Source organism: Microbacterium sp. NPDC089696, from assembly GCF_044749125.1.
Taxonomy (GTDB): domain Bacteria; phylum Actinomycetota; class Actinomycetes; order Actinomycetales; family Microbacteriaceae; genus Microbacterium.
Map to the genome: position 1 here is coordinate 124,892 of NZ_JBIVHF010000004.1, position 26,894 is coordinate 151,785.

25 protein-coding genes are annotated in these 26,894 nt (G+C 69.5%); 1 reads left to right on the forward strand and 24 read right to left on the reverse strand.

Annotation, left to right across the window (positions count from 1 at the left end; all coding sequences use genetic code 11):
• Positions 1-7: 7 nt before the first annotated feature.
• The 9 genes from hisD to ACIPY8_RS18220 all read right to left on the reverse strand — a co-directional run bounded on the left by hisD (position 8) and on the right by ACIPY8_RS18220 (position 10,401).
• On the reverse strand, positions 8-1,315 hold the full coding sequence (gene hisD, locus ACIPY8_RS18180; protein ID WP_400821438.1) for a histidinol dehydrogenase: 1,308 nt from the start codon (positions 1,313-1,315) through the stop codon (positions 8-10).
• Positions 1,315-2,547 (reverse strand): hypothetical protein, encoded by a 1,233-nt coding sequence (locus ACIPY8_RS18185; RefSeq protein ID WP_400821239.1) that lies wholly within the window; start codon positions 2,545-2,547, stop codon positions 1,315-1,317. The genes hisD and ACIPY8_RS18185 overlap by 1 nt, the downstream gene beginning before the upstream one ends.
• A gap of 129 nt (positions 2,548-2,676) precedes the next feature.
• Positions 2,677-6,195: a DNA polymerase III subunit alpha gene (gene dnaE, locus ACIPY8_RS18190; RefSeq protein WP_400821241.1), complete on the reverse strand. Its 3,519-nt coding sequence runs from the start codon at positions 6,193-6,195 to the stop codon at positions 2,677-2,679.
• 88 nt (positions 6,196-6,283) lie between these two features.
• Complete coding sequence (locus ACIPY8_RS18195; RefSeq protein WP_400821243.1) at positions 6,284-7,384, reverse strand: hypothetical protein; 1,101 nt, start codon at positions 7,382-7,384, stop codon at positions 6,284-6,286.
• On the reverse strand, positions 7,359-7,964 hold the full coding sequence (locus ACIPY8_RS18200; RefSeq protein WP_400821245.1) for an RNA polymerase sigma factor: 606 nt from the start codon (positions 7,962-7,964) through the stop codon (positions 7,359-7,361). The genes ACIPY8_RS18195 and ACIPY8_RS18200 overlap by 26 nt, the downstream gene beginning before the upstream one ends.
• Positions 7,965-8,031: 67 nt before the next feature.
• Positions 8,032-8,604, reverse strand: a complete 573-nt coding sequence (locus tag ACIPY8_RS18205) for a GNAT family N-acetyltransferase (protein ID WP_400821247.1) — start codon at positions 8,602-8,604, stop codon at positions 8,032-8,034.
• Between the two features lie 35 nt (positions 8,605-8,639).
• Complete coding sequence (locus ACIPY8_RS18210) at positions 8,640-9,347, reverse strand: hypothetical protein (protein ID WP_400821249.1); 708 nt, start codon at positions 9,345-9,347, stop codon at positions 8,640-8,642.
• Entirely contained in the window at positions 9,344-9,793 is a 450-nt protein-coding gene (locus tag ACIPY8_RS18215) for a DUF6114 domain-containing protein (RefSeq protein WP_400821252.1), read from the reverse strand. The genes ACIPY8_RS18210 and ACIPY8_RS18215 overlap by 4 nt, the downstream gene beginning before the upstream one ends.
• Complete coding sequence (locus ACIPY8_RS18220) at positions 9,784-10,401, reverse strand: DUF6230 family protein (protein ID WP_400821254.1); 618 nt, start codon at positions 10,399-10,401, stop codon at positions 9,784-9,786. The genes ACIPY8_RS18215 and ACIPY8_RS18220 overlap by 10 nt, the downstream gene beginning before the upstream one ends.
• Positions 10,402-10,497: 96 nt before the next feature.
• Between ACIPY8_RS18220 and ACIPY8_RS18225 the strand changes: the two genes are divergently transcribed.
• A complete protein-coding gene (locus ACIPY8_RS18225) occupies positions 10,498-11,097 on the forward strand; it encodes a TetR/AcrR family transcriptional regulator (RefSeq protein WP_400821256.1) in 600 nt (199 codons plus the stop codon).
• 1 nt (position 11,098) lies between these two features.
• Here the strand turns inward: ACIPY8_RS18225 and ACIPY8_RS18230 are convergent, their stop codons facing one another.
• From ACIPY8_RS18230 to ACIPY8_RS18300, 15 genes are all read right to left on the reverse strand, one after another.
• Positions 11,099-12,019, reverse strand: a complete 921-nt coding sequence (locus ACIPY8_RS18230) for an RluA family pseudouridine synthase (protein ID WP_400821259.1) — start codon at positions 12,017-12,019, stop codon at positions 11,099-11,101.
• Positions 12,020-12,021: 2 nt separating this feature from the next.
• Positions 12,022-12,687: a signal peptidase II gene (gene lspA, locus ACIPY8_RS18235; protein WP_400821261.1), complete on the reverse strand. Its 666-nt coding sequence runs from the start codon at positions 12,685-12,687 to the stop codon at positions 12,022-12,024.
• Between the two features lie 8 nt (positions 12,688-12,695).
• Positions 12,696-13,292 carry a DivIVA domain-containing protein gene (locus tag ACIPY8_RS18240; RefSeq protein ID WP_400821263.1) on the reverse strand — a complete coding sequence of 199 codons (597 nt, stop codon included), beginning with the start codon at positions 13,290-13,292 and terminating at the stop codon, positions 12,696-12,698.
• Between the two features lie 153 nt (positions 13,293-13,445).
• The gene (locus tag ACIPY8_RS18245; protein WP_400821266.1) at positions 13,446-13,742 is read right to left on the reverse strand and encodes a YggT family protein; all 297 of its coding nucleotides are present in this window, start codon (positions 13,740-13,742) and stop codon (positions 13,446-13,448) included.
• A 3-nt stretch (positions 13,743-13,745) separates the two neighbouring features.
• Positions 13,746-14,222 (reverse strand): cell division protein SepF, encoded by a 477-nt coding sequence (locus ACIPY8_RS18250; RefSeq protein ID WP_400821270.1) that lies wholly within the window; start codon positions 14,220-14,222, stop codon positions 13,746-13,748.
• Between the two features lie 43 nt (positions 14,223-14,265).
• Positions 14,266-14,946, reverse strand: a complete 681-nt coding sequence (locus ACIPY8_RS18255; RefSeq protein ID WP_400821274.1) for a YggS family pyridoxal phosphate-dependent enzyme — start codon at positions 14,944-14,946, stop codon at positions 14,266-14,268.
• Entirely contained in the window at positions 14,943-16,100 is a 1,158-nt protein-coding gene (gene ftsZ / locus ACIPY8_RS18260) for a cell division protein FtsZ (RefSeq protein ID WP_400821276.1), read from the reverse strand. Before ftsZ ends, ACIPY8_RS18255 begins: the two co-directional genes overlap by 4 nt.
• 202 nt (positions 16,101-16,302) lie before the next feature.
• On the reverse strand, positions 16,303-17,232 hold the full coding sequence (locus ACIPY8_RS18265; RefSeq protein ID WP_400821278.1) for an FtsQ-type POTRA domain-containing protein: 930 nt from the start codon (positions 17,230-17,232) through the stop codon (positions 16,303-16,305).
• Positions 17,233-17,235: 3 nt separating this feature from the next.
• The gene (murC, locus tag ACIPY8_RS18270; RefSeq protein ID WP_400821280.1) at positions 17,236-18,633 is read right to left on the reverse strand and encodes a UDP-N-acetylmuramate--L-alanine ligase; all 1,398 of its coding nucleotides are present in this window, start codon (positions 18,631-18,633) and stop codon (positions 17,236-17,238) included.
• A 65-nt stretch (positions 18,634-18,698) separates the two neighbouring features.
• Positions 18,699-19,775 (reverse strand): UDP-N-acetylglucosamine--N-acetylmuramyl-(pentapeptide) pyrophosphoryl-undecaprenol N-acetylglucosamine transferase, encoded by a 1,077-nt coding sequence (locus ACIPY8_RS18275; protein ID WP_400821282.1) that lies wholly within the window; start codon positions 19,773-19,775, stop codon positions 18,699-18,701.
• Positions 19,772-21,028: a putative lipid II flippase FtsW gene (gene ftsW, locus ACIPY8_RS18280; protein WP_400821284.1), complete on the reverse strand. Its 1,257-nt coding sequence runs from the start codon at positions 21,026-21,028 to the stop codon at positions 19,772-19,774. The genes ACIPY8_RS18275 and ftsW overlap by 4 nt, the downstream gene beginning before the upstream one ends.
• Entirely contained in the window at positions 20,997-22,532 is a 1,536-nt protein-coding gene (gene murD, locus ACIPY8_RS18285) for a UDP-N-acetylmuramoyl-L-alanine--D-glutamate ligase (protein WP_400821286.1), read from the reverse strand. The genes ftsW and murD overlap by 32 nt, the downstream gene beginning before the upstream one ends.
• Positions 22,522-23,634: a phospho-N-acetylmuramoyl-pentapeptide-transferase gene (gene mraY, locus ACIPY8_RS18290; RefSeq protein WP_400821288.1), complete on the reverse strand. Its 1,113-nt coding sequence runs from the start codon at positions 23,632-23,634 to the stop codon at positions 22,522-22,524. Before mraY ends, murD begins: the two co-directional genes overlap by 11 nt.
• On the reverse strand, positions 23,631-25,043 hold the full coding sequence (gene murF / locus ACIPY8_RS18295) for a UDP-N-acetylmuramoyl-tripeptide--D-alanyl-D-alanine ligase (RefSeq protein ID WP_400821290.1): 1,413 nt from the start codon (positions 25,041-25,043) through the stop codon (positions 23,631-23,633). Before murF ends, mraY begins: the two co-directional genes overlap by 4 nt.
• A gap of 28 nt (positions 25,044-25,071) precedes the next feature.
• The gene (locus tag ACIPY8_RS18300; RefSeq protein WP_400821292.1) at positions 25,072-26,859 is read right to left on the reverse strand and encodes a peptidoglycan D,D-transpeptidase FtsI family protein; all 1,788 of its coding nucleotides are present in this window, start codon (positions 26,857-26,859) and stop codon (positions 25,072-25,074) included.
• Positions 26,860-26,894 lie beyond the last annotated feature (35 nt).

The following is a 26,894-nucleotide window of genomic DNA, read 5'->3' on the forward strand; positions in this document are numbered from 1 at the left end:
ACCGATCCTACGCGGTGAAGCGCGCCTCGATCGCCTCGCCGTGCGCCGGGAGGATCTCGGTGTTCGCGAGCGCCACGACTCCGGCGCGGACCGCGGCGAGAGCGTCCCGGTCGTAGGAGATGACCTGCTGGGGGCGCAGGAACGTGTAGGCGCCGAGGCCGGGCGCGTACCGAGCCTGTCCCCCGGTCGGCAGCACGTGATTGCTCCCGGCCATGTAGTCGCCGAGGCTCACCGGCGTCTGGTCGCCGACGAACACGGCGCCCGCGCTCGTGAAGGACGCGGCGGCCTCCTCCGCATCGACCAGGTGGAGCTCGAGATGCTCGGGCGCGTACGCGTTGCTGAACGCCGTCGCCATGTCGCGGTCGTCGACGAGCACGATCGCGGACTGCGGGCCGTCGAGCGCGATGGCGACACGGGCCGAGTGACGGGTGCGTCCTGCCTGGAGCGCCACCTCCGCAGCCACCTGCTCGGCCAGCTCGACGGAGTCGGTGACGAGGACGGCCGAGGCCTGCTCGTCGTGCTCCGCCTGGCTCACGAGGTCCGCGGCGACCAGCCGGGCGTCGGCGGAGGCGTCGGCGACCACGAGGATCTCCGTCGCGCCGGCCTCGGAATCGGTGCCCACCACGCCGGCGACGGCGCGTTTCGCGGAGGCGACGTAGTTGTTGCCCGGTCCGGAGACCACGTCGACCGGGTCCAGGTCCACGGCGGCGACGCCGTGCGCGAAGGCGCCGATCGCGCCGGCTCCGCCCATCGCGTAGACCTCGGTGACCCCGAGCAGCCCCGCGGCGGCGAGGATCGTCGGGTGGATGCGGCCGTCCTGATCCGCCTGCGGGGGCGAGGCCAGCGCGATCTGCGCGACTCCCGCGACCTGGGCGGGCACGACGTTCATGATGACGCTCGACGGGTAGACGGCCTTGCCGCCGGGGATGTAGACGCCGACGCGCTGCACCGGCTGCCAGCGCTGCGTGATCGTGGCGCCGTCGCCGATCCGGGTGGTCCGGGGTTCGGGCACCTGCGCGGCGGAGGCGAGGCGCACACGGCGGATCGCCTCCTCGAGCGCGTCGCTCACCTCGGGGTCGAGGGCGGCCAGCGCCTCCTCGATCTGGGTCGCCGGCACGCGGATGTCGTGCCCGGTGACCCGGTCGAAGCGCTCGGCCTGATCGCGCAGAGCGGCATCGCCGTGCTCGCGGACGTCGTCGACGAGGCGTGCGGCGGTGTCGAGGGCCTCGGCCCTGGCCTGGGTCGCGCGCGGCACGGCGGCGAGCATGTCGGCGGGCGAGAGCTCGCGCCCCCGCAGATCGATCGTGCGCAAGATCAGCCCTTCGTGATGTCCGCGATGTCGTGCAGGTAGCCGATGCGTCCGTCGTCGTGGCGCACGACGTAGGCGCCGCCGCGATCCTCGATCACGAGCGCCCAGGCGCTCGGGCCGATGCGGAAGAGCGGCTCGCCGCGCTCGTCGTGCACATCGCGCTCCGTGGGCGCGAGGATCCAGAACGGCTGACCCGCCGGCGCGGACTCGCGCGGGTTCGTGGCGTCGAGGTCGACGTCGTCCAGCGTCGAGAACGCCTCGGTCTGCGGAGCACCGACCTCCTGCGCCGGGGCCCCGAGCATCGACTCGATGCTCCCGGTGTCGGAGACGATGTCCGGCTCCTCGTTCCACGTGCGGCGGGAGTACGCCGGTGTGTACTCCTCGTCGGAGGTCGCCTGCTCGGTCCCCGTGCCGCCGCCGGAGGCGTGCGAGGAAAGAGGCACCTGCGCGGCGAGGTCGAGACGGGCGACCTCGTCGGTGGCCTGCTGTCCGGAGAGCTCGACGTCGAGACCGTCGGCCGGGAGCGTGACGTAGCTGTCGGGGGCGAGCGTCGGCGACGCCTGCCCGACGGATGCGGCCGCCCCGGACTCGACGGCATCGGGCGCGGGGTCCTCGGGACGTTCGGGGCGCGGGCGCGCGATGACCGGACGTGCGGGGTTGGCGTTCCGGTGGGCCAGGGTCACGAGACGCCCGTGGAAGTCCTCACGGAGGCCGGGGACGAGAGGGGCGAAGACCGTGAGCACGACGAGAGCGAGCGTCACGACGAGCTGCACCCATGGCACCCAGACGAGGGCGGAGACGCCGGTGGCGATCAGCACCGACACGTACTCCCAGAGCAGCTGCGCCCACCAGACCGCTGCGACGGCGAACGCCACGGACGCGAACTGATCGATCCCCAGCGAGCCGACGCGACGGATGCCCTCGGGCGAGAAGCGACGCAGCACGAGGAGGAACACCGCCACGGTGGGCACGCCGATCGGCAGCACCCAGGAGATGCCCTGCGCCCACAGCGCGGGCGACCAGCCGAGCGGCACGAACGACAGGACGAACAGCACCACCCAGGCGCCCACGATCAGGAGCTCGCGGAGGGTGAGGCCGAGGATGCCGTACTCCGGCGTCACCTCGTCGTCGTAGAGGACGCCGTCGTCGTCGGAGAACGACTCGTCGTCGGCGGCGACGGCCGCCGCGGCGTCGGCATCCGTGGGATCACTGTTCAAGGAGGGGTATTCCGTGCTCATGGGTGGTCCTTTCGTCACGGTGCGGGTTCGGACGCCTCGCACCCAACGGGTCACGATCCTACCGGGTGCGCCGGAGAGTGCGCCGGGGAGCGTCCGGGGTGCGACCTCGGATGACGGCGGGGGCGGGCATCACCCGAGACAGGAGGGGCCGAGCAGCGATTTCAGGTCGCCGAACAGGTCGGCGGAGACCTTGACCGGCATCGGCACCTCGAACACCTTGGCGGTGCCGCCGCGATGCACGCGCAGCATCACCTCGGTCTCGCCGCTGTGCCGTCGCAGGATCTCCGCGAGATCCTGCATGACCCGCTCGGTCGCCCGTTGCTCCGCGAGCACGAGCGCGAGCGGTCCCGCCGCGTCGAACGATCCCACGTCGGGGGCGAACGCCGACTGCGCATGCAGGTTGAGGCCGTCGTCGCGCCGGGAGACCCGGCCGCGCACCGCGAGGATCGAGTCCTGCTGCAGCGTGTGCTGGAACTCCGTGTAGGTCTTGCCCATGAACATGACGGTGACCTCGCCGTTGAAGTCCTCGACCGTGATCATGCCGTAGGGGTTGCCGCTGGCCTTCGCCACGCGGTGCTGCACGCTCGTGACGAGACCGGCGACCGTGACCTGGTCGCCGTCCTGCAGGTCCTCGGAGTTGTTGAGGTCGTGGATCGAGATCGATGCGTGCTTCGCGAGCGGCACCTCGAGTCCGGCGAGCGGATGGTCGGACACGTACAGCCCGAGCATCTCGCGCTCGAATGCGAGCTTGTCCTTCTTGATCCACTCGGGGCGGGTCGGCACCTTGGCGGGCGCGACCTCCTCCGTGCCGTCGTAGAGGCTGTCGAAGTCGAAGCCGATCGCGCCCTGGGCTTCGTTCCGCTTGCGGTCGACCGCAGCCTCGACGGCATCCTCGTGGATCTCCATCAACGCGCGGCGCGTGTCGCCCATCGAGTCGAAGGCACCCGCCTTGATCAGCGACTCGACCGTGCGCTTGTTCGAGACGTGCAGCGGCACGGTGGCGAGGAAGTCGTGGAACGACGTGAACCGCTCGTCCTTGCGCGCGGTGACGATGCCGTCGACCACGTTGCTGCCGACGTTGCGCACGGCGCCGAGGCCGAAGCGGATGTCGTCGCCGACGGCGGCGAAGTAGTTGATCGACTCCGAGACGTCGGGTGGGAGGACCTTGATCCCCATGCGACGGCACTCGTTGAGGTAGAGCGCCATCTTGTCCTTGGAGTCGCCGACGCTGGTGAGCAGCGCCGCCATGTACTCGGCGGGATAGTGCGCCTTGAGGTATGCGGTCCAGTACGACACGACGCCGTACGCAGCCGAGTGCGCTTTGTTGAAGGCATAGTCGGAGAACGGCAGGAGGATCTCCCACAGCGCGTTCACCGCTCCGTCGGAGTAGCCGTTCGCGTGCATGCCCGCCTGGAAGCCTTCGAACTGCTTGTCGAGCTCGGACTTCTTCTTCTTGCCCATCGCTCGGCGGAGGATGTCGGCCTGTCCGAGCGAGAATCCGGCCACCCGCTGGGCGATGGCCATGACCTGCTCCTGGTAGATGATCAGACCGTAGGACTCCTCGAGGATGTCGGCGAGCGACTCGGTGAACTCGGGGTGGATCGGCGTGATCGGCTGCGCGCCGTTCTTGCGCAGCGCGTAGTTGGTGTGCGAGTTGGCGCCCATGGGGCCGGGACGGTACAGCGCGATGAGAGCCGAGATGTCACCGAAGTTGTCGGGCTTCATGAGGCGCATGAGCGAGCGCATGGGCCCGCCGTCGAGCTGGAACACCCCGAGCGAGTCACCGCGGGCGAGCAGGTCGTAGGCACCGCGGTCGTCGAGCGCGAGGTGCTCGAGATCCAGCTCCTCTCCCCTGTTCATGCGGATGTTGTCGAGGGCATCCGAGATGATCGTGAGGTTGCGGAGCCCCAGGAAGTCCATCTTGATGAGTCCGAGCGACTCGCACGACGGGTAGTCGAACTGCGTGACGATCTGGCCGTCCTGCTCGCGACGCATGATCGGGATGATGTCGAGCAGCGGCTCGGACGACATGATCACGCCGGCCGCGTGCACGCCCCACTGGCGCTTCAGCCCTTCGAGCCCGAGCGCACGGTCGAACACCGTCTTCGCCTCGGGGTCGGTCTCGATGAGCGCCCGGAACTCGCTCGCCTCCTTGTAGCGCTTGTGCGCGGAGTCGAACATGCCGCCGAGCTCCATGTCCTTGCCCATGACGGGCGGCGGCATGGCCTTGGTGAGGCGCTCGCCCATGCTGAACGGGAAGCCGAGCACACGTCCGGCGTCTTTCAGCGCCTGCTTGGACTTGATCGTTCCGTAGGTGACGATCTGCGCGACGCGCTCCGAACCGTACTTCTTCGTCACGTACTCGATGACCTCGCCGCGGCGACGGTCGTCGAAGTCGACGTCGAAGTCGGGCATCGAGACGCGGTCGGGGTTCAGGAACCGCTCGAAGATGAGGCCGTGCTCGAGGGGATCGAGGTCGGTGATCTTCATGGCGTACGCGACCATGGAGCCGGCACCGGAGCCGCGCCCCGGTCCGACGCGGATGCCGTTGTCCTTTGCCCAGTTGATGAAGTCGGCGACGACGAGGAAGTAGCCGGGGAAGCCCATCTGCAGGATGATGCCGGTCTCGTACTCGGCCTGCTTGCGCACGTTGTCGGGGATACCGCTCGGGTACCGGTAGTGGAGGCCGGCCTCCACCTCCTTGATGAGCCAGCTGTCCTCGGTCTCGCCGTCGGGCACGGGGAAGCGCGGCATGTAGTTGGCGGCGGTGTTGAACTCCACCTCGCAGCGCTCGGCGATCAGGAGCGTGTTGTCGCACGCCTCGGGGTGATCGCGGAAGAGCTGCCGCATCTCGGCGGCGGTCTTGATGTAGTAGCCGTCGCCGTCGAACTTGAAGCGGTTCGGGTCGTCGAGGGTCGAGCCGGACTGCACGCACAGGAGCGCCTCGTGCGCGTCGGCCTCGTGCTGGTGCGTGTAGTGCGAGTCGTTCGTGCCGACGAGCGGGATGTTCAGGTCTTTGGCCAGCCGGATGAGATCGGACATGACCCGACGCTCGATCGAGAGGCCGTGGTCCATGATCTCGGCGAAGTAGTTCTCCTTGCCGAAGAGGTCCTGGAACTCGGCCGCCGCTGCACGCGCCGCGTCGTACTGCCCGAGGCGCAGTCGCGTCTGGATCTCGCCGGAGGGGCAACCGGTCGTGGCGATCAGGCCCTTGCCGTAGGTCTGCAGGAGCTCGCGATCCATGCGGGGCTTGAAGTAGTAGCCCTCCATGCTCGACAGAGAGCTGAGGCGGAACAGGTTGTGCATGCCCTGCGTGTTCTCGCTCCACATGGTCATGTGGGTGTACGCGCCGGAACCCGAGACGTCGTCGCTCTTCTGATCCGGCGATCCCCACTGCACACGGGTCTTGTCGCTGCGGTGGGTGCCCGGCGTCACGTACGCCTCGAGGCCGATGATCGGCTTGACGCCCGCGGCGTTCGCCGCCTTGTAGAACTCGAACGCCGCGAAGGTGTTGCCGTGGTCGGTCACAGCGATCGCCGGCATGTCGTAATCGGCGGCCGCCTGCGTCATCGACGCGATCTTCGCCGCACCGTCGAGCATGGAGTACTCGCTGTGCACGTGCAGGTGGACGAAGGAGTCGGAGGCCATGATCCGAGTCTACTTTCGGCGTCGGACATCCCGGCCGCGACGAGCCCCGGCATCCGCAGGGGATGCCGGGGCTGTGCGCGCGGCCGGGTCAGGGAAGCGAGTCGACGATCGAGACCGTGTACGTGGTCCTCACATCCGGGACGTCGGCAGGTGCCATGTCCTGTTCGGCATCTTCCGTGCGGTCCGCCTTGTACGTGTACTCCGTGACCCATCCGGTGGTCGAGTCGATCGACACCGTCGCCGTCCTCGGGTCGGTCGTGACGAACCGCAGCGTGTAGGTCATGATGTCTCCGTCCACCGACGGTGTCGCCGTGCGGCTCGAGAGAAGGTTCCAGAAGGCCGCTCGCGCCGCCGGCGGCGCGTAGTTCGAGGTCAGAACCTCGCTGACCTGCTGCATCACCCACTCGTCCACGATGTCGGCGGGGATTCCCCAGCTCAGCCCGAGATCCCTCACATACTGGTAGAGCTCATCGGGATCGGAGGGGAGCGCCGCATACGATTCGAGTGTCCCCGAGACGATTCCCCCGTCGCTCGGATACCCGCCGAGGGACGACCAGGGTTCGTACGGCGGCAGGACGGGCAGCATGTTGTCCCATGCGACCTGATTCCCGGGCCCCGGATCGTTCGAGTAGAACTCGAGTCGCTCGTTCAGTGGGCCATCCTGGAAGACCCATTCCCCCGAGCGGTCCGCCGGCATGAAGCTCTGATGCGTGGAGCGCAGCAGAGCCGCGGAGATCGGCGGGTACTCATCCGGACGATACGACCAGGCGAAGATCGAGGCGTACGGTCCCCGATAGGTCAGGGCGTCGCTCACGGCCCGGATGCTGAGATACTGCCCCGCCTGAGGGGTCGTGCCGGGGAAGGGCTCCGTGATCCCGGTCCCTCCGGTCGGCGCGGGATGCGGGAGCACCTCCCCCGGCTGTCGCGGGTCCACCGTGGGGGCGGGGATCGCCTCCACCTGCGGAGCCGGCGCCGTGAGCTGACCGACCACCATGACCGTCGCGGTCGCCGCGGCGACTCCGGCGACGGCTCCGGCGATGAGGAACATCGGCCGACGGCTCACGCGCTTGCGCGCCGTCGCCATGCGGGTGTCGATGCCCTCGAGAAGACGGGCTCGCGCCCCGGCGATCCGCTCGTCGGTGAGACCCACCCCCGTGTTGACCTCACGCACGCGCTCGAAAACGTCCATCGACTTCTCCTTCCTTCTGCTTCACGACTCGGATCGGGCTGGTGCCGCGGTGCGGGTCCAGCCGGGTGCGCACGCGGTTGATGCGGGAGCGCACCGTGCCCACCGGAACACCGAGGGCGGCGGCGACCTCTTCGTACGTCAGGTCCCCCCAGGCGTACAGCAGGAGCGTCTCCCGGTCCCTCGCCGACAGCGACGCGATCCGCGGAGCGAGCTCGCGGGTCGAGATCTCGGCGTCCAGCCGGGCGATCGTCGTCTCGAGGTCGCCATGCGAGATGTGCTCCTCGCGGTGGGCCGATTCGATGCTCGACCGGAGGTGCTTGGCCTCCGTCGCCCGATGCTTCCTGATCAGTCGGGAGGCGATCCCGAACAACCACGGCAGCGCGGTGTCCCACGTGGTGTCGAACGCCTTCCGGCGGGCGAAAGCGACGAGGAACGTCTCGCTGAGGATGTCCTCTCCGGCATCTGCTCCGAGGCGTCGGGCGGCGTACCGTCCCACCACTCCGGCATGCCTGTCGAAGAGTTCGGCGAACGCCCGGGGCTGCCCGAGCGACCGCTGAATGATCTCGCTGTCTGTTTTCACACTATGTATTGCCCGTGCGACGCCGGACGGTTCACGATTTTCTCGAGAATCTTCCTGCACCGCCGTCTCACCGCAGATCGAGCCGCATCAGCACCCGGGGAAACCCGTTCAGAACCGACCCCGTGTCCGCCGCCTTCGTGAATCCGCCGTCTTCGAAGATCTTCCGCGTGCCGACGTACGCCATCGTCAGGTCGACCTTCTCGCCCTGGTTGTCGACCGGGTAGGCCTCGACCATCGGAGCACCGCGCTCGCGCGCGTAGGCGACGGCGCCGTCGACCAGCGCGTGCGTGATCCCCTGCTTGCGATGTCCCGGTCGGACGCGCAGGCACCACAGCGACCACACCTCGAGATCGTCGACGTGCGGGATGAGGCGGTTGGTCGCGAAGCTCGTGTCGCTGCGCGGGTGCAGCGCCGCCCACCCCACGGGTTCGTCGTCGAGATACGCGATCACGCCGGGCGGCGGATCGTGGCGGCAGAGCTCGCGCACCCTGTCGGCACGGGCGGAACCCTTCAACGCCTGATTCTCCTTGCTGCCGATGCGGTAGCTCAGGCAGAAGCACACGTTGGACGTCGGCTTCTTCGGGCCGACGAGGGTCGCGACGTCGTCGAAGTCCGTCGCCGGTCTCACCTCGATGCTCATGCGCCCAGTCTGCACCGCGGCGCCGACATCCGCCGCTAGTCGAGCTCGACGATCCGCTGATCCGTGTTGGTGTAGGTGATCGAGTCCGCCGTGCTGCCCACGAGTCCCATCGTCACGTTCAGGAGACCCGGTTCGATGTCGGTGAGCGGCGGAGGCGTGTCCAGCCCGATGGTCAGCGGCTCCCCGCCCAGCGCGGAGGCGCTCACCGATCCGAGGTACACGCTCACGTGCCCCTGCAGCGACATCGTGTCGGCTGTGGTCACCAGGCCCGGCCCGTCGGGCGGACGCACGGTGAGGGAGAAGCCCGAGATCGTGATCGAGTCGGCGGTGAGCTTGAGCACGCGCACGCCGCCGCCGTCCGCAGTCGGCACCGTGACGATCGAGATCCCGGAGAGGCCGCTGAACGAGAGCGACTCCGATCCCATGGCCGCGGGCGTCCCGGTGAACACCGGGGCGCCGTCGTCGACGGGGGCCGGCACCGGATCGGCGGGCGCGGGGTCCACAGGCGCGATCGGATCCGTCGGCAGCGGGACGACAGGCATCGACGGGTCGGCGGGATCGGCAGGAGCGGTCGGCGTCGGACTCTCCGGCGGCACGCCCGGCTCCGGATCTGGATCCGGGCAGTAGATCAGCGGGATGCAGAAGCCCGCCTGCGGGTGCGGAGCGGCCGCTCCGAGCGTCATCGGCGTCACGAGGAGCGCGACGACGACGGCGGCGGCCGCGAGACCGGACCGGCGGATCACGTCGCGGTCACCTCGCCCTGGTCCGGTGTCGCAGCGACCTCCACGGCCCGCGGCTTCATCCACGCGACGACGAGGATGCCACCGATGACCGACAGGAGCATCCCGACGAGGAATCCGCCGAGGTTGACGCCGATCAGCGAGTACAGGCCGACCGCGAGCGCGATCACGCCGTAGAACACGTGGTGGGCAGGCATCGTGATCGCGAGGATGCCGAGGAGCAGCAGCAGGATGGGGATGACCGTCGCCTGCAGCCCCTCGATCCCGAGCTGCACGTGCAGGTGCCCGAAGTCCAGCTGACCGGAGAAGAACATCTCGATGCCGCCGAGCGCGAGGAGGATGCCACCGACGAAGGGGCGCTGACGGCGCCAGTCGCGGAACCGTCGCGGCGCGGCGGCAGTGGACTCCTCGGAGGTCTCGGTCACGGCATCCGTCCCGTTCAGAAGCATCCCTGCGAGCCGTCCGTGAGCTCGAGCGACATCCCTGTGAGCGTGAAGACCGACGCCTGGGTGCTCCACGCCGTCTGCTGCAGGTTCGTGATCGAGATCGTGTCGGAGTCCTGGGCGAAGTCGCCGGGCGTCCCCTTGGCGTCGGTGTTCACGGTCGAGGCGTCGACCCCGATGCGGATGGCACCGAAGGTCGCGTCGCCCTTGAGACCGGTCATGCCTATCTGGAGGTCGCTGGCGGTCGCGGGGTTTCCTCCGCCTCCGGCCTTGATGAGCACCCCGACGGTGCCCAGCGGCGTCTCGGTGATCACCGACTGGCAGAGGTCGCTGAGCGTCGCGCTCTTGATGTTCGCGATCGCGACGGTGTGCTCGACGCCCTCGGTGTCGGTCGCGACGCCGGCGTACTGCGAGAACCCTGAGCCCTCGAGCTGGCTCGCACCGATCTGGAACTGACTGCCGGACACCGCGAACGACACGGGGACGGCGCCCTGCGCGACTCCTCCGAGGAGCACGGCGGCGACGATCCCGACGGGGACGGCGGCGAGCGTGATGCGTCCGGCGTGCGACGACGTCGCGGCGGACACGACTCTGGACGGCTTCGGGAACTTCATCGATCCTCCTCCTTCGCGCGAACGGCTCCGTCCGCGCGTTCCGATCCTATGTCTTATTGATTCAGAGTCAATACCTGTTGTCGTTAGGCTTCAGGCATGTCGTCGGAGCGCCGTTCTCGTCTCAGCCCCGACGAGCGCCGAGCCCAGCTCGTCGCCATCGGCGTGCGCTTCCTGGCGGAGCACCCCCTCGACGAGCTCACGATCGACGAGCTCGCGCTCCGAGCCGGTGTCTCGAAAGCACTGATCTTCCACTACTTCGAGAGCCGCCAGGGCGTCGAGCGCGCGATCGTCACGACCGCGCGGGACAGCCTTCTGCTCGCGACGGAACCCCGGCAGGACCTTCCGCCGCGCGAGAGGATCCGCGACACCCTGCTGCGGATAGCGGGCTTCGTGCGCGACCACAGCGGCACGTTCTCGTCGCTCGTCCGCGGTGTGGCCAGCGGCGACCCGGCCGTCCGCGCGATCGTCGACGAGTCGCGTGAACTCAACGCCCTTCGTCTCCGCGAGGCTTTCGCGGAGCTGGGAGTGCCCGACGAGTCGGCCCTGCGCGTCGCGCTGCGCGCGTGGGTGTCGTTCACCGAGGAGGCGCTGCTCGAACTGGTCGTGGACCGCCAGGTCGACGACGACGCGGTCGTCGACTTCCTCGAGCGGACACTCGACGGCGTGGTCGCGGCCGCGACCGAGGCGCGCTTCTGACTCAGTCGCCGCGGAGCACGTCGAGTGCGTGCTGGAAGTCCGCCGGGTACGGCGACTCGAACTGCACCCACTCCCCCGTCGCCGGGTGCGTGAAGGCGAGCTGGTGCGCGTGCAGCCACTGCCGCGTCAGACCCAGGCGGGCGGACAGCGTGGGATCGGCGCCGTAGAGCGGGTCTCCGACGCAGGGATGCCGATGCGCGGCCATGTGCACGCGGATCTGATGCGTACGCCCCGTCTCGAGGTGGATCTCGAGCAGCGACGCTCCGGGGAAGGCCTCGAGCGTCTCATAGTGCGTCACGGAGGGCTTGCCGTCGGGGACGACCGCGAACTTCCAGGAATGCCCGGGGTGACGGCCGATCGGGGCGTCGATCGTCCCGGCGAGCGGGTCGGGATGCCCCTGCACGACCGCGTGGTAGATCTTCTCGACCGTGCGCTCCTTGAAGGCGTGCTTGAGGGCCGTGTACGCGGACTCGGTCTTGGCGACGACCATGAGACCGCTCGTACCCACGTCGAGACGGTGCACGACGCCCTGACGCTCGGGAGCGCCGCTCGTCGCGATGCGGAACCCCGCAGCAGCCAGCGCACCCACCACGGTCGGCCCCTCCCATCCGATCGACGGATGCGCGGCCACGCCCGTGGGCTTGTCCACCACGACGATGTCGTCGTCGTCGTACACGATGCCGAGCTCGGGAACCGCGATCGGGATGATCCGCGGCTCCTCCTTGGGCTGCCACTCGACCTCGAGCCAGCCGCCGCCGCGCAGACGGTCGGACTTGTCGAGCACGACTCCGTCGACGCGCACGCCCCCGGCCGCTGCGACGTCCGCGGCGAATGTCCGGGAGAAGCCCAGCATCTTCGCGAGAGCGGCGTCGACGCGCACGCCGTCCAGCCCGTCGGGGACGGGGAGGGAACGGGACTCCACGATCAGCGACCGTCCGATGTCGTGGCTCCGGCGGACGCCTCCGGCTCGTCGGGCAGCGGCGCCGACTCCTCGGCGCGCGCCGCCTCGATCTCGGCGTCCTCGGCGATGGCCGCGGCCTCGGCGTCCTCGTCGTTCTCGACGACGGGGTGCTCGTGGTCGCGCTCACGCGTTCCGTCGAAGCGCAGGCCGAGGACCACGAGGAGCGCGACCGAGATCATGCCGGTCACGATGAACACGTCGGCGACGTTGAAGATCGCCGGGAGCATCCAGGGCATCGAGATCATGTCGACGACGTGCCCGACCCCGAATCCCGGTTCGCGGAACAGGCGATCACCGAGGTTCCCGAGCACGCCCCCGAGCAGACCGCCGAGCACGACGGCCCACAGCCGCGAGCGGAGGCCGAAGGCCTTCCACACGATCACGACCGCGACGACCGCGAGGGCGATCGTGAAGATCCACGTGACGTCCGCCCCGAGCGAGAAGGCCGCTCCGGGGTTGCGAACGTAGTACCACTGAAGGAACTCGCCGAGCACCGGCACCGGCTCCTGGAGGGGCAGATAAGTGATCGTGAGGTACTTCACACACTGATCGGCGGCCAGCACGAGCGCTGCGATGATCGCAACGATCGCGCCGGCCGCCGAACGACGAAGAGGACGGCGTCCTGGCAAAGGACGGCCTACAGACCGATCGCGGAGACCGGGGTCGAATCCGTCGACGCCGACTTCTCGTCGAGGTCGCGGAGCTGACCCTCGATGTAGCCGCGCAGCTGCGACCGGTAGTCGCGCTCGAAGTTGCGGAGCTCGGTGATACGGGCCTCGAGCGTGTTGCGCTCGCGCTCCAGACGGGCCGACTCCTCGCGCTGCTTGGCCTCGGCCTCGGTGCGGATGCGCGTGACCTCGCCCTCGGCGTCGGCGATGAGCTGGGCGCGCTTGGCCTCACCCTCGGCGACGTGCTCGTCGTGCAGGCGCTGCGCGAGCTCGATGATGCCGGCGGTCGCGGTCGCGGAACCGGACGGAGCGGGCTCGGCGGCGGGGGCCTCGACGACGGGCGCGGGCGCCTCGGCGACGGGAGCGGCGGGGGCGGCGGCCGCAGGGGTCTCGCCGGACTCGAAAGCGGCCAGCTTGGCCTTCAGCTCGACGTTCTCCTCGAGGGCCTTGCGCCACTCGATGACGATCTCGTCGAGGAAGTCGTCGACCTCGTCCGGGTCGAATCCGTCCTTGAAGCGGACGTGCTGGAACTGCTTGGTGACGACGTCATCCGGGGTAAGTGCCATGGTGGCTCCTTCGATGAGTTCGGTTGCCAGTTTCGAGAATGGCGTGGTCGTGATGTGGCGCGAACCCGGGGCGCGCACCTGGGAGCCAAGCATAGTCCCCGAGGCTGGCCGCCGCGATGCCGCGACACCCCGCGGCCGGGAACTCCCGGCGTGTCAGCGGAAGATCCCCACGATGTTCATGAGGATCAGGACGATCAGGATCGTGAGCGAGAAGCCGAAGTCGAGAGACAGCGATCCGATGCGCAGCGGCGGGATGAGTCGCCGGAAGAACCGGACCGGCGGGTCGGTGATCGTGTAGACGACCTCCGCGGCGACGAGGCCGGCGCCCTTGGGGCGCCACTCGCGGTTGAACAGCGGGATGTAGTCGAGGATCAGCCGTGCGAAGAGGACGAGCAGATACAGCAGCAGCGCCGTGTGGACGATGCTCGCGATGACGGAGACGAGCCCCACGGGTTACGACTGGTCGAAGCCCGCAGACTCGGCGTCTGCGTGCGCGATGCCACCGTGGCCCGAGACGGCGATGTTCTCCGGCGAGAGCAGGAACACCTTCGAGGTCACCCGTTCGATGCGACCGTACAGGCCCAGCGAGAGTCCGGAGGCGAAGTCGATCAGACGGCGCGCGTCGGCGTCGCTCATCTGCGAGAGGTTGATGATGACCGGCACGCCCTCGCGGAAGCTCTCGGCGATGAGCTGAGCATCGCGGTACTGCTTGGGGTGCACGGTGAGGATCTCGTTCACGGCCCCTCCTGCGGGCTGACGCACGGCTACGGGACGACGCAGCGGGGTGATCGGCGCGGGCGCCGGCTCTTCACGGTCTCGGTCGCGGTCACGCTCGCGGTGGGCACGGGCCGGAGCCTGCTCCTCCTCGTAGACCTCTTCCTCGTCGGCGAGGCCGAGATACACCATGGTCTTCTTCAGCGGGTTACCCATCGTGTCCTCCGGTTCGAACGTGTCGGGCTGGTCTGGTTAGAGGTTAACCCCGGTCGGGGCGGGGTCCCGTGATTGCGGAGCCGATGCGAAGGTGTGTCGCACCCGCGGCGATCGCCTCGACGAAGTCTCCGGTCATCCCCGCGGAGATCCAGTCGGCGGTCGGCTCGACCTCGCGCACCTGATCGGAGATGTCGCGCAGGCGCGCGAACGCGGCAGCCGGTTCCTCGTCGAGCGGGGCGACGGCCATGACGCCGCGCAGACGCAGCGTCGGGAGGGTCAGTACGTGCTCGGCGAGCGACCGGACGTCCGCCGGGGCGACACCGCCACGGCCGGGGTCGTCGGTCAGGTTGACCTGCACGGTGACGTCGAGGACGTCGTCCCCGTCCGCGGCCCGATGCAGTGCGTCGGCGAGCCGGTCGCGGTCGACCGAGTGCACGGCGTCCGCGCTGCGTCGGATCGCGGATGCCTTGTTCGTCTGCGCCTGGCCGATGAAATGCCAGCGCACGTCGAGGTCGCCGAGCTCCGCCGTCTTGCCCGACAGCTCCTGCTGGCGGTTCTCCCCCACGTCGCGCACGCCGAGCGCCGCGAGTTCGCGCACGAGCGAGGCGGGGTGGAACTTGGTCACCACGATGCGGGTGATCTCACCCGGATCGCGCCCGACGAGTCGCGCGGCGTCGGCGATGCGATCGTCGATCGCCGACAGCCGCGCGGCCAGCTCGGTCACTTGAGGAATTCGGGGATGTCGATGTCGTCGTCGGCGAAGGCCGGCTCGAGGCTCGTGGCGGTCACGCGCTGCGGCGTCTGCTCGGGCTTCTCGGTGGACTCGGATGCCGCGGGCGCGGTCTCCTCGTCGCTCGAGAGCGTCACCTCGGGCAGAGTGCTCGCGGCGGCCGGACGGGTGACGACCATCGGGTCGAGGCGCAGCGAGGGCTCTCCGCCGTCGAAACCTGCGGCGATGACGGTGACGCGCACCTCGTCGCCGAGCGTGTCGTCGATGACCGTTCCGAAGATGATGTTCGCCTCCGGGTGAGCGGCCTCCTTGACGAGGTCGGCGGCGTCGTGGATCTCGAAGATGCCGAGGTTCGACCCACCCTGGATCGAGAGGAGCACACCGTGCGCGCCTTCGATCGACGCCTCGAGCAGCGGGGACTCGACCGCGAGCTCCGCGGCCTTGATCGCCCGGTCGGCGCCGCGCGCCGATCCGATGCCCATGAGTGCGGAGCCCGCTCCCTGCATGACCGACTTGACGTCGGCGAAGTCGAGGTTGATGAGACCCGGCGTGGTGATGAGGTCGGTGATGCCCTGCACACCGGCGAGGAGCACCTGGTCGGCCGTGGCGAACGCCTCGATCATCGAGATGCCGCGGTCGCTGATCTCGAGCAGGCGGTCGTTCGGGACGACGATGAGGGTGTCGACCTCTTCCTTGAGCTTCGAGACGCCGGCCTCGGCCTGGCTCTGGCGGCGTCGCCCCTCGAAGGAGAACGGCTTCGTGACGACGCCGATGGTCAGGGCGCCGATCGACTTCGCGATGCGCGCGACGACGGGGGCGCCGCCCGTACCGGTGCCGCCGCCCTCTCCGGCCGTGACGAAGACCATGTCGGCGCCGGTCAGCGCCTGCTCGATCTCCTCGGCGTGATCCTCCGCGGCGCGGCGTCCGACCTCGGGGTCGGCACCGGCGCCGAGCCCGCGGGTGAGCTCGCGGCCCACGTCGAGCTTGACGTCGGCATCGCTCATGAGGAGCGCCTGCGCGTCGGTGTTGACGGCGATGAACTCGACTCCGCGGAGGCCGAGCTCGATCATGCGGTTCACGGCGTTGACGCCGCCACCGCCGACGCCGACGACCTTGATCACGGCGAGGTAGTTCTGGTTCTGGCTCATGGCCGGCCTCCGAAAGATTCGAGCCTGTCTGGTGGTGTCCACCGGCCGGGTTAAACCTTAAACCTCAAGTAGAGGTGTAAAGTATTTCCCGGTATCGGTTTCTCTTGTTCGAAGGTAAGCGCCGCACGCACGCCCGCACGCAGCGACACGGGCGTGTCGCCCGTTTGCCGTCGGAACCTCGCTCTGAGGCGCCCGGCCGGGGTCAGCCGATGACGACCGTGTCCGGCGATGTGACATCGATCGTCGAGGCGCCGGGCACCGCGACGAGCGTCTTCGTCAGCACCTCGCTCTTCGCCGGCGACTGGTCCGAGCTCCCCCACACGATCGTGAGTCCGGAGCTGAGCGTCAGGGTCACGTCATCCGGCGTGGTCGCGCTCACGGTGGTCAGCGCGGCACGGACGTCCGCGGGCACCGACCGCACGACCAGCCCCGCGCTCTCGAACGCCGCCGATCCCGTGCCCGACGGGATGTCGAGCAGAGGCTGCCCGGCCGGCTGGTCCGACGTCGTGGAGAGCGCCACGCCTGCGGCGTCGACGAGCGTGTAGCCGGCGTCCGAGCGGATCACGCCGACCGGGGTGCGCTCGACGATCCGCACCGTGAGGTCGTGCGGCGGCTTCGCCTCGAGCGCGTAGGTCTCGATGAGCGGGAAGGCGAGCAGCGCGGCCTTGACCTCGCTCGAGTCCACGAGCGCCAACGGCGTGCCGACCTGCTCCGACAGCGCCGCCTCCACGGCGGCGGCGTCGAGCGTCGTGGCGCCGACCACCGTGATGCGCTCCACCGCGAAGAGCGGGCTGTAGGCGGCCGCCACGCTGCCCCCGATCAGCACCACCGCGGCGCCGATGGCGCTGAGCCAGACGATGCGACGACGCCGGGACCGCTGTGTGAAACGGCGGATCTCCGCGCGCAGCGCCTTGCGTCGCGCGCGCGCGGCACGCCAGACGTCCCGGGCCGACGTCGGATGCGGCTGGTCCTCCGCGACATCGACGTCGTCGATTCCCTCCCCGTGCGCCGGGACGATCCCCGCGTCGGCGGAGTCCACCGCCCGCGGACGCGATGTGCTCCGCGGGCGACGCGCCGTCGCATCCTCCGTGGCGCCGCCGGGCGACGTCGGGAGCGGGGGCGGCCTGCGCATCCGCTACGCCCCGGTGGTCCGCAGCGACTCGAGCACCTGCGGGATGATCTGGTAGACGTTGCCGCAGCCGAGCGTCACGACGAAGTCGCCGTCGCGCGCGACGGACGCCGTGTAATCTGCGGCCTGCTGCCAGTCCGCCACGAAGTGCACGTGCGAGGGATCCTGGAAGGCGCCGCTCACGAGCTCGCCCGTGACACCGGGCACCGGGTCCTCGCGCGCGCCGTAGACGTCGAGCATGACGGTGTGGTCGGCGAAGGTCTCGAGCACCTCGGCGAACTCGCGGTACATGTGCTGGGTGCGCGAGTACGTGTGCGGCTGCTGGATCGCGATGATCCGCCCGGAGCCGGCGATCGAGCGCATGGCCTCGAGCGCCGCGCGCACCTCGGTCGGGTGGTGGGAGTAGTCGTCGTAGACCGTGACGCCGCGTTCGACGCCGTGTTGCTCCAGCCGGCGGACGGTGCCCCCGAAGCCCTCGACCGCCGAGGCCGCCTCGGCCAATCCGTAGCCCAGGGACAGGAGCACGGCGACGGCGCCGGCCGCGTTGACGGCGTTGTGCACGCCGGGAACGGCGAGCTGCAGACGGACGCTCTCGCCGGCGTGCGCGATGGTCGCGGAGACCGGGCCCGACGCGACGATGTCGGTGAGACGGACGTCGGCGCCTTCGGCCTGGCCGAACGTGATCACCCTCGGGTGCGAGAGACCCGCTCCGACGCGCAGGGCGCCCGCGTCGTCGCTCGAGATCACGACCGACTCGGTGGCGGAGTCGGCGAAGCGCACGAACGCGTCGTGGAAAGCCTCCTCGGATCCGAAGTGGTCGAGGTGGTCGGGGTCGACGTTCGTGATGAGCGCGACCGCGGTGTCATAGAGCAGGAACGTGCCGTCGGACTCGTCGGCTTCGATCACGAAGAGGTCGCCGCTCCCGGTGGCGCTGGAGATGCCGAGCTGCTCGATCACGCCGCCGTTCACGAAGTTCGGGTCGGCACCCAGCGACTGCAGCGCGGTGACGATCATCCCGGTCGACGTGGTCTTGCCGTGCGCACCGGCCACCGAGACCAGTCGCCGGGAACCGATGAGCCAGTGCAGCGCCTGCGAGCGGTGGATCACGTGCAGCCCGCGCTCCTTCGCCGTGACGAACTCCGGGTTCTCCGGCCAGATCGCGCCGGTGTGCACGACCGTGTCGGCGTCACCGAGATGCGCGGCGTCGTGGCCGACGTGCACCGTGGCTCCGGCGGCTGCGAGAGCCCGGAGGTTGTCGCTGTCGGCGCGATCGCTGCCGGAGACGCGGATGCCGGCGTCGAGGAACATGCGGGCGAGGCCGCTCATGCCGGATCCGCCGATGCCGATGAAGTGCGCGGAGGAGATCGACTCGGGGATCGGAAGGGAGAGGTCAGGTCTGATCATGTCGTGTTCAGTCTACTTTTCGGTCGGACGTTCTCGGGGCGGACGTCGGCGCATGTCCGGCCCTCTCAGGAGGCGCCGAGAGCCCGGTCCACCAGCGCGATGACGTTCTCGGTCCCGCTGCGCGTGCCGACGCGCCCTGCTGCCTCGGCCATCGCGGTCAGCCGCGCCGGATCGTTCAGCACGGGGATCACGAGACGTCGCACGGCGTCGCCGTCGAACGTGGCGTCGTCGAGGAGACGGGCGGCTCCGGCGGCGACGGCCGACGCCGCGTTGAGGCGCTGCTCGCCGTTGCCGACCGAGTAGGGCACGTAGAGCGCCGGGATCCCCAGCGCGCTGATCTCGCTCACCGTGGCCGCGCCCGAACGCGACACGACGAGATCGGCGAGGGCGAACGCGAGGTCCATGCGGTCGACGTAGCGCCGCAGCGCGTACCCGGGCACCTCGGGGTCGGCGAGCTCGCTGCGCTCCCCGGTCACATGCAGGAGCTGCCATCCCGCGGCGAGCACGTCGCCCCAGGAGTCGGCCAGCGCCTCGTTGAGACGCTGCGCGCCGAGCGATCCGCCGAACACGAGCAGCACCGGACGCTCGGCGTCGAGCCCGAAGTGCTCCGCGGCCTCGGCGCGTGCGGCCGCCCGGTCGAGCTCGATGACCTCGCGGCGCAGCGGCATCCCCACGACCTCTCCGCCGCGCAGCGGCGTGCCGTCGAAGGCGACGCCGGTCGCCGCGGCCCCTCGTGCGCCCAGGACGTTCGCGAGCCCCGGTCTGGCGTTCGCCTCATGCACGACGAACGGCACGCCTTCACGGCGCGCCGCGACGTAGGCGGGCGCGGAGGCGTACCCCCCGAAGCCGACGACGACGTCGACCGCGTGCGCGCGGATGTGGTCCCGGACCTGGGCGATCGCCCGGCGGAAGCGGGAGGGGAAACGGAGCGCCTGTGCGTTCGGTCGCCGCGGGAAGGGCACCTTGTCGACGATGAGGAGCTCGTAGCCTCGCGCGGGGACGAGTCGGGACTCCAGCCCCTCAGCCGTCCCCAGCACGAGCACGTCCGCCGCGGCGTCGCGCGCGCGGAGACCGTCGGCGACGGCGAGCAGGGGGTTCACATGGCCGGCGGTGCCTCCGCCGGCGAGAAGGTACGTGGTCACCGTGCGACCCTACCCCGCCCTGCCTCTCGACCTGCTCCACGAGACGCCTCGCGCGTCCGTGCAGGTGCCTTGTCCTCGGAGCTCGGGAGCGTGCGCGCGAAGGCGAGCAGCACACCGCACGCGATGAGCACGGCGAGCAGCGCCGTGCCGCCCTGCGACATGAACGGCAGCGGGACGCCCATGACGGGGAAGACCCCGATCACGACGCCGATGTTGAGCACGGCCTGACCCGTGATCCACACCGTGATCCCGCCGGCGGCGACCCGGATGAAGGGGTCGTCGGTCTTGCGGATGACGTGGAACGCGCCGACAGTGAAGATCGTGAACAGGGCGAGCACGACGATGCAGCCGATGAGCCCGAGCTCCTCGCCGACGATCGCGAAGATGAAGTCGTTGCCCGCGGCGGGCAGCCACCCGTACTTCTCCTGGGAGTTGCCGAGGCCGACGCCGAAGATGCCGCCGGAGGCCATGCCCCAGATGCCGTGGATCGACTGGTAGCAGTCGCCCGTGTAGGCCGACATGTCGGAGCACGTCGCGGTGATGCGCCTCATCCGGTCAGGACTCGTGACCGCGAGCGCGATGACCGAGATGATCCCGAGGATCACCGGCAGGATGAACAGACGCAGCTTGACGCCCGAGAAGAACAGGCACCCGAGGAGCACGAGCACGAGCACCATGGCCGTGCCGAGGTCCTTGCCCGCGAGCACGGTGCCGATCGCCAGCGCTCCCACGGGCACCACGGGGATGAACACGTGATGCCAGGTGCCCAGCATCGTGTGCTTGCGCATCAGCACGTAGCCGATCCAGATCGCGAGCGAGAGCTTGAGGAACTCGGCCGGCTGCAGGGTGAAGCCGGCGATCCGGATCCAGTTGCGGTTTCCGCCGTCCTCGATCCCGAGGGGTGTGAACACGAGCAGCTGCAATGCGGTCGCGGCGAACAGCGAGGGCCAGGCCATGCGCTTGAGGAACTTCATGGGCATGCGCGAGAGCAGGAACATGAGCGGGATGCCGAGCATCGCGAACACGCCCTGACGCAGCGCGCCGTCCATGGGGTTCTCGCCCTTGGCCACCGCCGTCGCGCTCGTCGCCGAGAGCACCATGACGATCCCGAAGATCGTGAGGAGGAGTGCCGCCGACGCGATCATGAGGAACTCGGTGGACAGCGGCGTGAACCGTCGTCCGAGCGAGACCCTCGCCGCGAGTCCGCCGATGCGACCGGTGTCAGAGCGCGAGGGGCGTTCGACCTGTGTCATCGCTCCCCCGGTCTATCCAGTCCCGCACCGCCTCGGCGAAGCGGTGTCCGCGATCCGCGTAGCTGGCGAACTGATCGAAGGACGCGGCGGCGGGGGCCAGCAGCACCGTTCCCTCGCCGTCGACGATCCCCGCAGCGATCTCCACGACGCGGTTCATGACGTGACCAGTCTCACCAGCATCCACCTCGAACACCGGCACCGCCGGCGCGTGTCGCGCGAATGCCGCGACCACCTCCGCCCGTTCGACGCCGATCACCACGGCTGCGCGCGCGGTGGCGCCCGCCGTGCCGACGAGCTGGGCGATGTCGACGCCCTTCAGGTCTCCCCCGACCACCCAGACGGCGCCGGGGTACGCCCGGAGCGACGAGGCGGCGGCATGCGGGTTGGTGGCCTTGGAGTCGTCGACCCAGGTGATCCCCGCGTGGCGGGCGACGACCTGGATGCGGTGCGCGTCGAGCCGGAAGCCCTGCAGCGCCGCGTGGATCGCTTCGGGCTCGGTACCGAGCGACCGCGCCAGGGCGCTGGCGGCCAGGATGTTCTGGACGATGTGTGGTGCGGCGAGACCCGCGACCTCGAGGTCGGCGATCGTGGTGAGCTCGAGAGCGCTGCGTGCCCGGTCGTCGAGGAACGCCCGGTCGACCAGCAGCCCCTCGACGACGCCGAGGTCGCTGGGACCGGGGACGCCGAGGTCGAAGCCGATGGCACGCGCGCCGTCGACGACCTCGGCGTCCTCGACCATGAGCCTGGTCGCGTCGTCGGCCTTGTTGTACACGCAGGCGACGCGCGTGTTCCGGTAGACGAGTGCTTTGGCGTCGCGGTAGGCCCGCGCGCTGCCGTGCCACACGAGGTGGTCGTCGGCGAGGTTCAGGCACACCGTCGCGTGCGGATACAGCTGCCCCTCGGGAGCGGAGAGGCCGAGGTACCAGAGCTGGTGGCTGGACAGCTCGACCACGAGCACGTCGAACCCCGCCGGGTCGCGCACGGCGTCGAGCACCGGCACCCCGATGTTCCCGCACGGCGCGGCGCGCAGTCCGCCCTCGACGAGGAGCGTCGCCGTGAGCTGGGTGGTCGTCGTCTTGCCGTTCGTGCCGGTGATCAGCACCCAGTCGGCCGGCGATCCGTCGGGGCGCGTGACCTTGTCGCGCACGCGCCAGGCGAGCTCGACGTCGCCCCACAGTGCGATGCCCGATTCCTGCACCCAGCGGATGACGGGGTGCGACGGAGCGAACCCGGGCGAGGCGATCACGACCTCGGCGTCGAAGTCGACGAGCGCCTGCGGCACCGCGGACAGCGGGCCGAGCTCGAGGCGCGCGCCCACGACGGGCACGAGCTTCGCGTACTCCTCGTCGGCGGACTCGCTGAGCACGAGCACGTCGGCGCCCAGCTCGGCGAGCGTGTCGGTGACCGAGAACCCGGTCGTCGACAGACCGAGCACCGCGACGCGCAGGCCCGACCAGTCGGCGTTCCAGCTCGTCAGGGTCGCGAGGCGGGCCTCAGCCGACACGGGTCAGCCACTCGACGTAGAAGAGGCCGACGGCCGAGACGGCGAGCAGACCCGCGATGATCCACATGCGGACGACGATCGTGACCTCGGACCAGCCCCGCATCTCGAGGTGATGGTGGAACGGGCTCATGAGGAAGAGCCTCTTGCCGCGCGTGATCTTGAAGTAGGCGCGTTGCAGGATGACGGATCCCGAGGCCATGACGAACACGCCCGCGATCACCAGGAGGAGCAGCTCGGTGCGGGTGAGGATCGCCATCGCCGTGATGACGCCGCCGATCGACATGGAGCCCACGTCGCCCATGAACACCTTCGCCTTGGGCGCGTTCCACCAGAGGAAGCCGATGAGGCTCGCGGCGAACGACGCCGCGATGATCGCCAGGCTGAACGGGTCGCGGACCTCGTAGCATCCGCCGATCGCCGCCTTCTCGACCCCCTCGCCGACGCACGACTGCTTGAACTGCCAGAACGCGATGAGGCTGTAGGCGCCCACCACGATCACGCCGGCACCGGCCGCGAGACCGTCGAGGCCGTCGGTGAGGTTCACGCTGTTGGAGGTCGCGACGCCGATCACGGAGATCCAGAGCAGGTACAGCGCCCAGCCGAGCACGACGGTGAACGCGAACAGGTTGAGCCAGGGGATGTCGCGGAACAGCGAGATCGAACCGGAGGCCGGGGTCTGGTCGAACTTGTTCGGGAAGTTCAGCGCCACGATCCCGAACGGGATGATGACGAGCAGCTGTCCGATGATCTTGCGCCAGCCGGAGAGCCCGAGGCTGCGCTGACTGCGCACCTTCATGTAGTCGTCGATGAATCCGACGGCGCCGAAACCGATCATGAGCCAGATCACGAGCAGCGCGGAGAGCGCGGGCGTCCCCCCGCCGACGTAGACGCCGGTGAAGTAGCCCACCATGGTGCCGAGGATGAAGATCACTCCGCCCATCGTGGGCGTGCCGCGCTTGGCCTCGTGGCTGGGATTCTCGATCGCCTCGGGGGTGCGGATGACCTGACCCCATCCCCATCTGCGGAACAGTCGGAGGAAGACGGGAGTCAGGAAGAGAGTGAAGGCGAGCGAGATGGCCGCCGCCATGATGAGTGACCTCACGAGAACGATTCTCCCAGACGATCGCCGAGATGCCGCAGGCCCACGGAATTGGATGACTTGACGAGCACGCGATCGCCGTCGCGCAGCTCGGTGAGCAGGTACTCGAACGCGGCGTCCTGATCGGCGAAGAAGACGGCCTCGCTGTCCCAGGAGCCCTCGCCGATCGCGGAGATGTACAGGCGTCGGGCCTCCGCGCCCACCACGACGATCCTCTGGATGTTGAGCCGCACGGCGAGCAGGCCGATGCGGTCGTGCTCCTCCCCCGCGGTCTCCCCCAGTTCGCTCATGGCGCCGAGCACGGCGACGGTGCGCTCCTCGGGGCCGGTGATCTGCGCGAGCGTGCGCAGCGCGGCCGCCATCGAGTCGGGGCTCGCGTTGTACGCGTCGTTGATGATCCGCACACGATCGCTGCCGAGGGGCTGCATGCGCCAGCGTTCGGCGATCTCGACGGTCTCGAGTCGCGCGATCGCCTGTGCCGTCGACACGCCGAGCACACCGGCGGCGGCGATCGCCGCGAGGGCGTTATTGACGTGGTGGGCGCCGAGCACGCGCAGACGCAGCGGGCGCCGCTCTCCCGCGGCCTCGATCACGCAGGTCGTCCCGGATGCCGAGACCTCGAGGTCGTGTGCGCGGACGTCCGCCGCGGCGCTCTGGCCGAACCCGACGACGGCCAACCCCCGGGAGTCGGCGAGCTCGCGCATGCCGGCGACGCGCGGGTCGTCGACGTTGAGCACGGCCGTGCCGCCGGATGCCGCGGCCGCCACGAGCTCGGACTTCGCGCGCGCGGTGGCCTCGATGCCGCCGAACCCGCCCGCGTGGGCGAGGCCGACCATGAGCACGACCGCGACGTCGGGCTCGACGAGTCCCGCGAGGCGGGCGATGCTGCCGGGGCCGTCGGCGCCGAACTCGCTCACGAGGAAGCGCGTGTCGTGCGTGACGCGCAGCATGGTCACCGGGGCGCCCACCTCGTTGTTGTAGGACTTGATCGGCGCGACGGTCTCGCCCTCGTCGGAGAGGATGCGGGCGAGGAAGTTCTTGGTGGTCGTCTTGCCGTTCGAGCCGGTGATGCCGACGATCTTCAGAGCCCCGCCCGCACGCACGCGCGCGACGACCTCACGGGCGAGGTCCGCGAGTGCCTGCACGGCGTCGGCCACGACGATCTGCGTGATGTCGTCGCCGACGGGGCGCTCGACGATCGCGAGCACGGCGCCGGCCGCGAGAGCGGCGCCGACGAAACGGTGCCCGTCGGTCTCGGCGCCGGGCTTGGCGACGAAGATCGTGCCGGGGCCCATGGTCCGCGAGTCCGTGTCGACCAGGCCGTCGACGATGGTGTCGGGCGTGGCGGTACCGGCGAGCCGCAGATCACCTCCGAGGACGGCGGCGATCTCAGCAAGCGACAGGGCGATCATGACATCTCCAGGCGCGGCACGCGCCGACTCATTCGAATTTGGGAAGCAGTGCGTCCATCGGAGAGGAGGACGGCATCACGCGGTAGGTCTTCATGGTCTGGGTCATCGCCTTCTGGAAGGCCGACGCCGTCGCCGCGGATGATGTGATTCTAGTCGGCTGGTCGAGAGTGACCACGACGACGTACTGCGGATCGTCGACGGGGGCGAAGCCCACCATGCTCGTGTAGTACACGCCCTGCTTGTAGCCGCCGTTGCCGTCGGGGATCTGCGCGGTACCGGTCTTGCTGGTCACGCGGTAGCCCGGAACCTGGATGCGCTCGGCGTTCCCGCCCTGCACGGCGACGTTCTCCAGCATCCTGGTGAGGTCCGCGGCCGTCTGCGGCTGGATGATCTGCTCGGCGGTCGGCGCGTCCGGTGTGACGACCGTGCCGTCGGTCCCGGTGCACGACTCGATGAGCGAGAGTCCGATCTTCTCCCCGCCGTTCGCGATCGCCTGGTAGGCGCCCGCGAGCTGCGGGGCGGTGACCGTGAAGTACTGGCCGAACGTGGTCGTGTACAGCGACTGGTTGTCCCACTCGGCCGTCGGGTGGAGCGTGCCGGCGGACTCGTCGGGGAATCCGACCGTGGGCGTGCCGACGCCGAAGCGGTGCAGGTAGTCGTAGCGGACGTCAGGGCTGACCATGGTGCCGAACTTCGACAGCGCGACGTTCGAGGAGTCGATCAGCGCTCCGGCGAGCGTGTACTGGTAGGCCGGGTGCACGAAGGCGTCGTTGATGACCGCCCCGTTGTCGAACTTCTCGTGCGAGGAGGCGTTGACCGTGGGGCTGGTCATCGTCACGCCCGCGTTCTCCATGATCGCCGCGGCCGTGACCGCCTTGAACGTCGATCCGGGCTCGAACGGGTATGTGAAGAGCTTGCTCCCCCAGGTGTCGGAACCGGATGCGTCGAGGTCGTTGGGGTCCATCGTGGGCCACTCCGCGGCGGCTCGGATCTTGCCGGTCTTGACCTCGACCACCGTGACGGTGCCTCCCTGCGCACCCTGCGCCTGGGCCTCCTCGGCGATCATCTGCTGCATGTACCACTGCAGGTCGGCGTCGATCGTGAGCTGCACGGTGCCGCCGTCGACGGCGGCCGTCTTCGTCTCGCTGCCGGGGATGACCACGCCGTCCTTGCCGGTGCGGTAGCTCTCCTCGCCGTTGGTCGGGGCGAGGCACCGGTCGTCCATCTTCTCGATGCCGGCCTGCGCGGTGCCCGTGCCGTCGAGGAAGCCCACGACGTTGCCCGCGACAGCGCCGTTCGGGTACACCCGGGTCTCCCGCTCCTCGAAGTGCAGGTACGGCACTCCCTCGGCCTTGAGCTCCTTGAGCTGGATGTGCTGCTCGGCGGTGAGGCCCTTCATGATCTCGTACCACTGCGACGCGGGGTTCGCCGCATGCGCCGCCTCGACGCCGGCCCTCAGCGTCTCGGCGTCGAGCCCGGTGATCTCCGCGATGCGCTGCGCGGCCTCGGCCCACGTGACCTTCGGCGGCTTCTTCTCGTCCGTGTCGATGAGGTTCATGACCTTGGGGTCCACGTTCCAGTCGTACACGGTCACGCTCTCCGCGAGGACGCTGCCGTTCGCATCGACGATCGATCCCCGATCGCCGTAGATCGGCGTGCCCTTCGAGATGTACTCGAGCGACTGGGTGACGTGCTCGTCGGCGCGCACGATCTGGATGTCCACGAGGCGCACGATGAAGGCGGCGAGCACCGAGAGGATGACGGCCAGCGCGACGACCGTGCGTCGCCGTGGCGTCCGGGTGGCTCGTGTCGTCATGGACTCTCTCCGTCAGATCGTGATGCGGGTCTCGT

Excerpts from the sequence above, each read along its gene's own strand:
- ACIPY8_RS18185 (WP_400821239.1), bottom strand. The coding sequence starts at position 2,547 with ATGAGCACGGAATACCCCTCCTTGAACAGTGATCCCACGGATGCCGAC.
- dnaE (WP_400821241.1), bottom strand. The coding sequence starts at position 6,195 with ATGGCCTCCGACTCCTTCGTCCACCTGCACGTGCACAGCGAGTACTCC.
- ACIPY8_RS18195 (WP_400821243.1), bottom strand. The coding sequence starts at position 7,384 with ATGGACGTTTTCGAGCGCGTGCGTGAGGTCAACACGGGGGTGGGTCTC.
- ACIPY8_RS18205 (WP_400821247.1), bottom strand. The coding sequence starts at position 8,604 with ATGAGCATCGAGGTGAGACCGGCGACGGACTTCGACGACGTCGCGACC.
- ACIPY8_RS18215 (WP_400821252.1), bottom strand. The coding sequence starts at position 9,793 with ATGCTTCTGAACGGGACGGATGCCGTGACCGAGACCTCCGAGGAGTCC.
- ACIPY8_RS18220 (WP_400821254.1), bottom strand. The coding sequence starts at position 10,401 with ATGAAGTTCCCGAAGCCGTCCAGAGTCGTGTCCGCCGCGACGTCGTCG.
- ACIPY8_RS18225 (WP_400821256.1), top strand. The coding sequence starts at position 10,498 with ATGTCGTCGGAGCGCCGTTCTCGTCTCAGCCCCGACGAGCGCCGAGCC.
- ACIPY8_RS18240 (WP_400821263.1), bottom strand. The coding sequence starts at position 13,292 with ATGGCACTTACCCCGGATGACGTCGTCACCAAGCAGTTCCAGCACGTC.
- ACIPY8_RS18250 (WP_400821270.1), bottom strand. The coding sequence starts at position 14,222 with ATGGGTAACCCGCTGAAGAAGACCATGGTGTATCTCGGCCTCGCCGAC.
- ftsZ (WP_400821276.1), bottom strand. The coding sequence starts at position 16,100 with ATGAGCCAGAACCAGAACTACCTCGCCGTGATCAAGGTCGTCGGCGTC.
- ACIPY8_RS18265 (WP_400821278.1), bottom strand. The coding sequence starts at position 17,232 with ATGCGCAGGCCGCCCCCGCTCCCGACGTCGCCCGGCGGCGCCACGGAG.
- murC (WP_400821280.1), bottom strand. The coding sequence starts at position 18,633 with ATGATCAGACCTGACCTCTCCCTTCCGATCCCCGAGTCGATCTCCTCC.
- ftsW (WP_400821284.1), bottom strand. The coding sequence starts at position 21,028 with ATGACACAGGTCGAACGCCCCTCGCGCTCTGACACCGGTCGCATCGGC.
- murF (WP_400821290.1), bottom strand. The coding sequence starts at position 25,043 with ATGATCGCCCTGTCGCTTGCTGAGATCGCCGCCGTCCTCGGAGGTGAT.
- ACIPY8_RS18300 (WP_400821292.1), bottom strand. The coding sequence starts at position 26,859 with ATGACGACACGAGCCACCCGGACGCCACGGCGACGCACGGTCGTCGCG.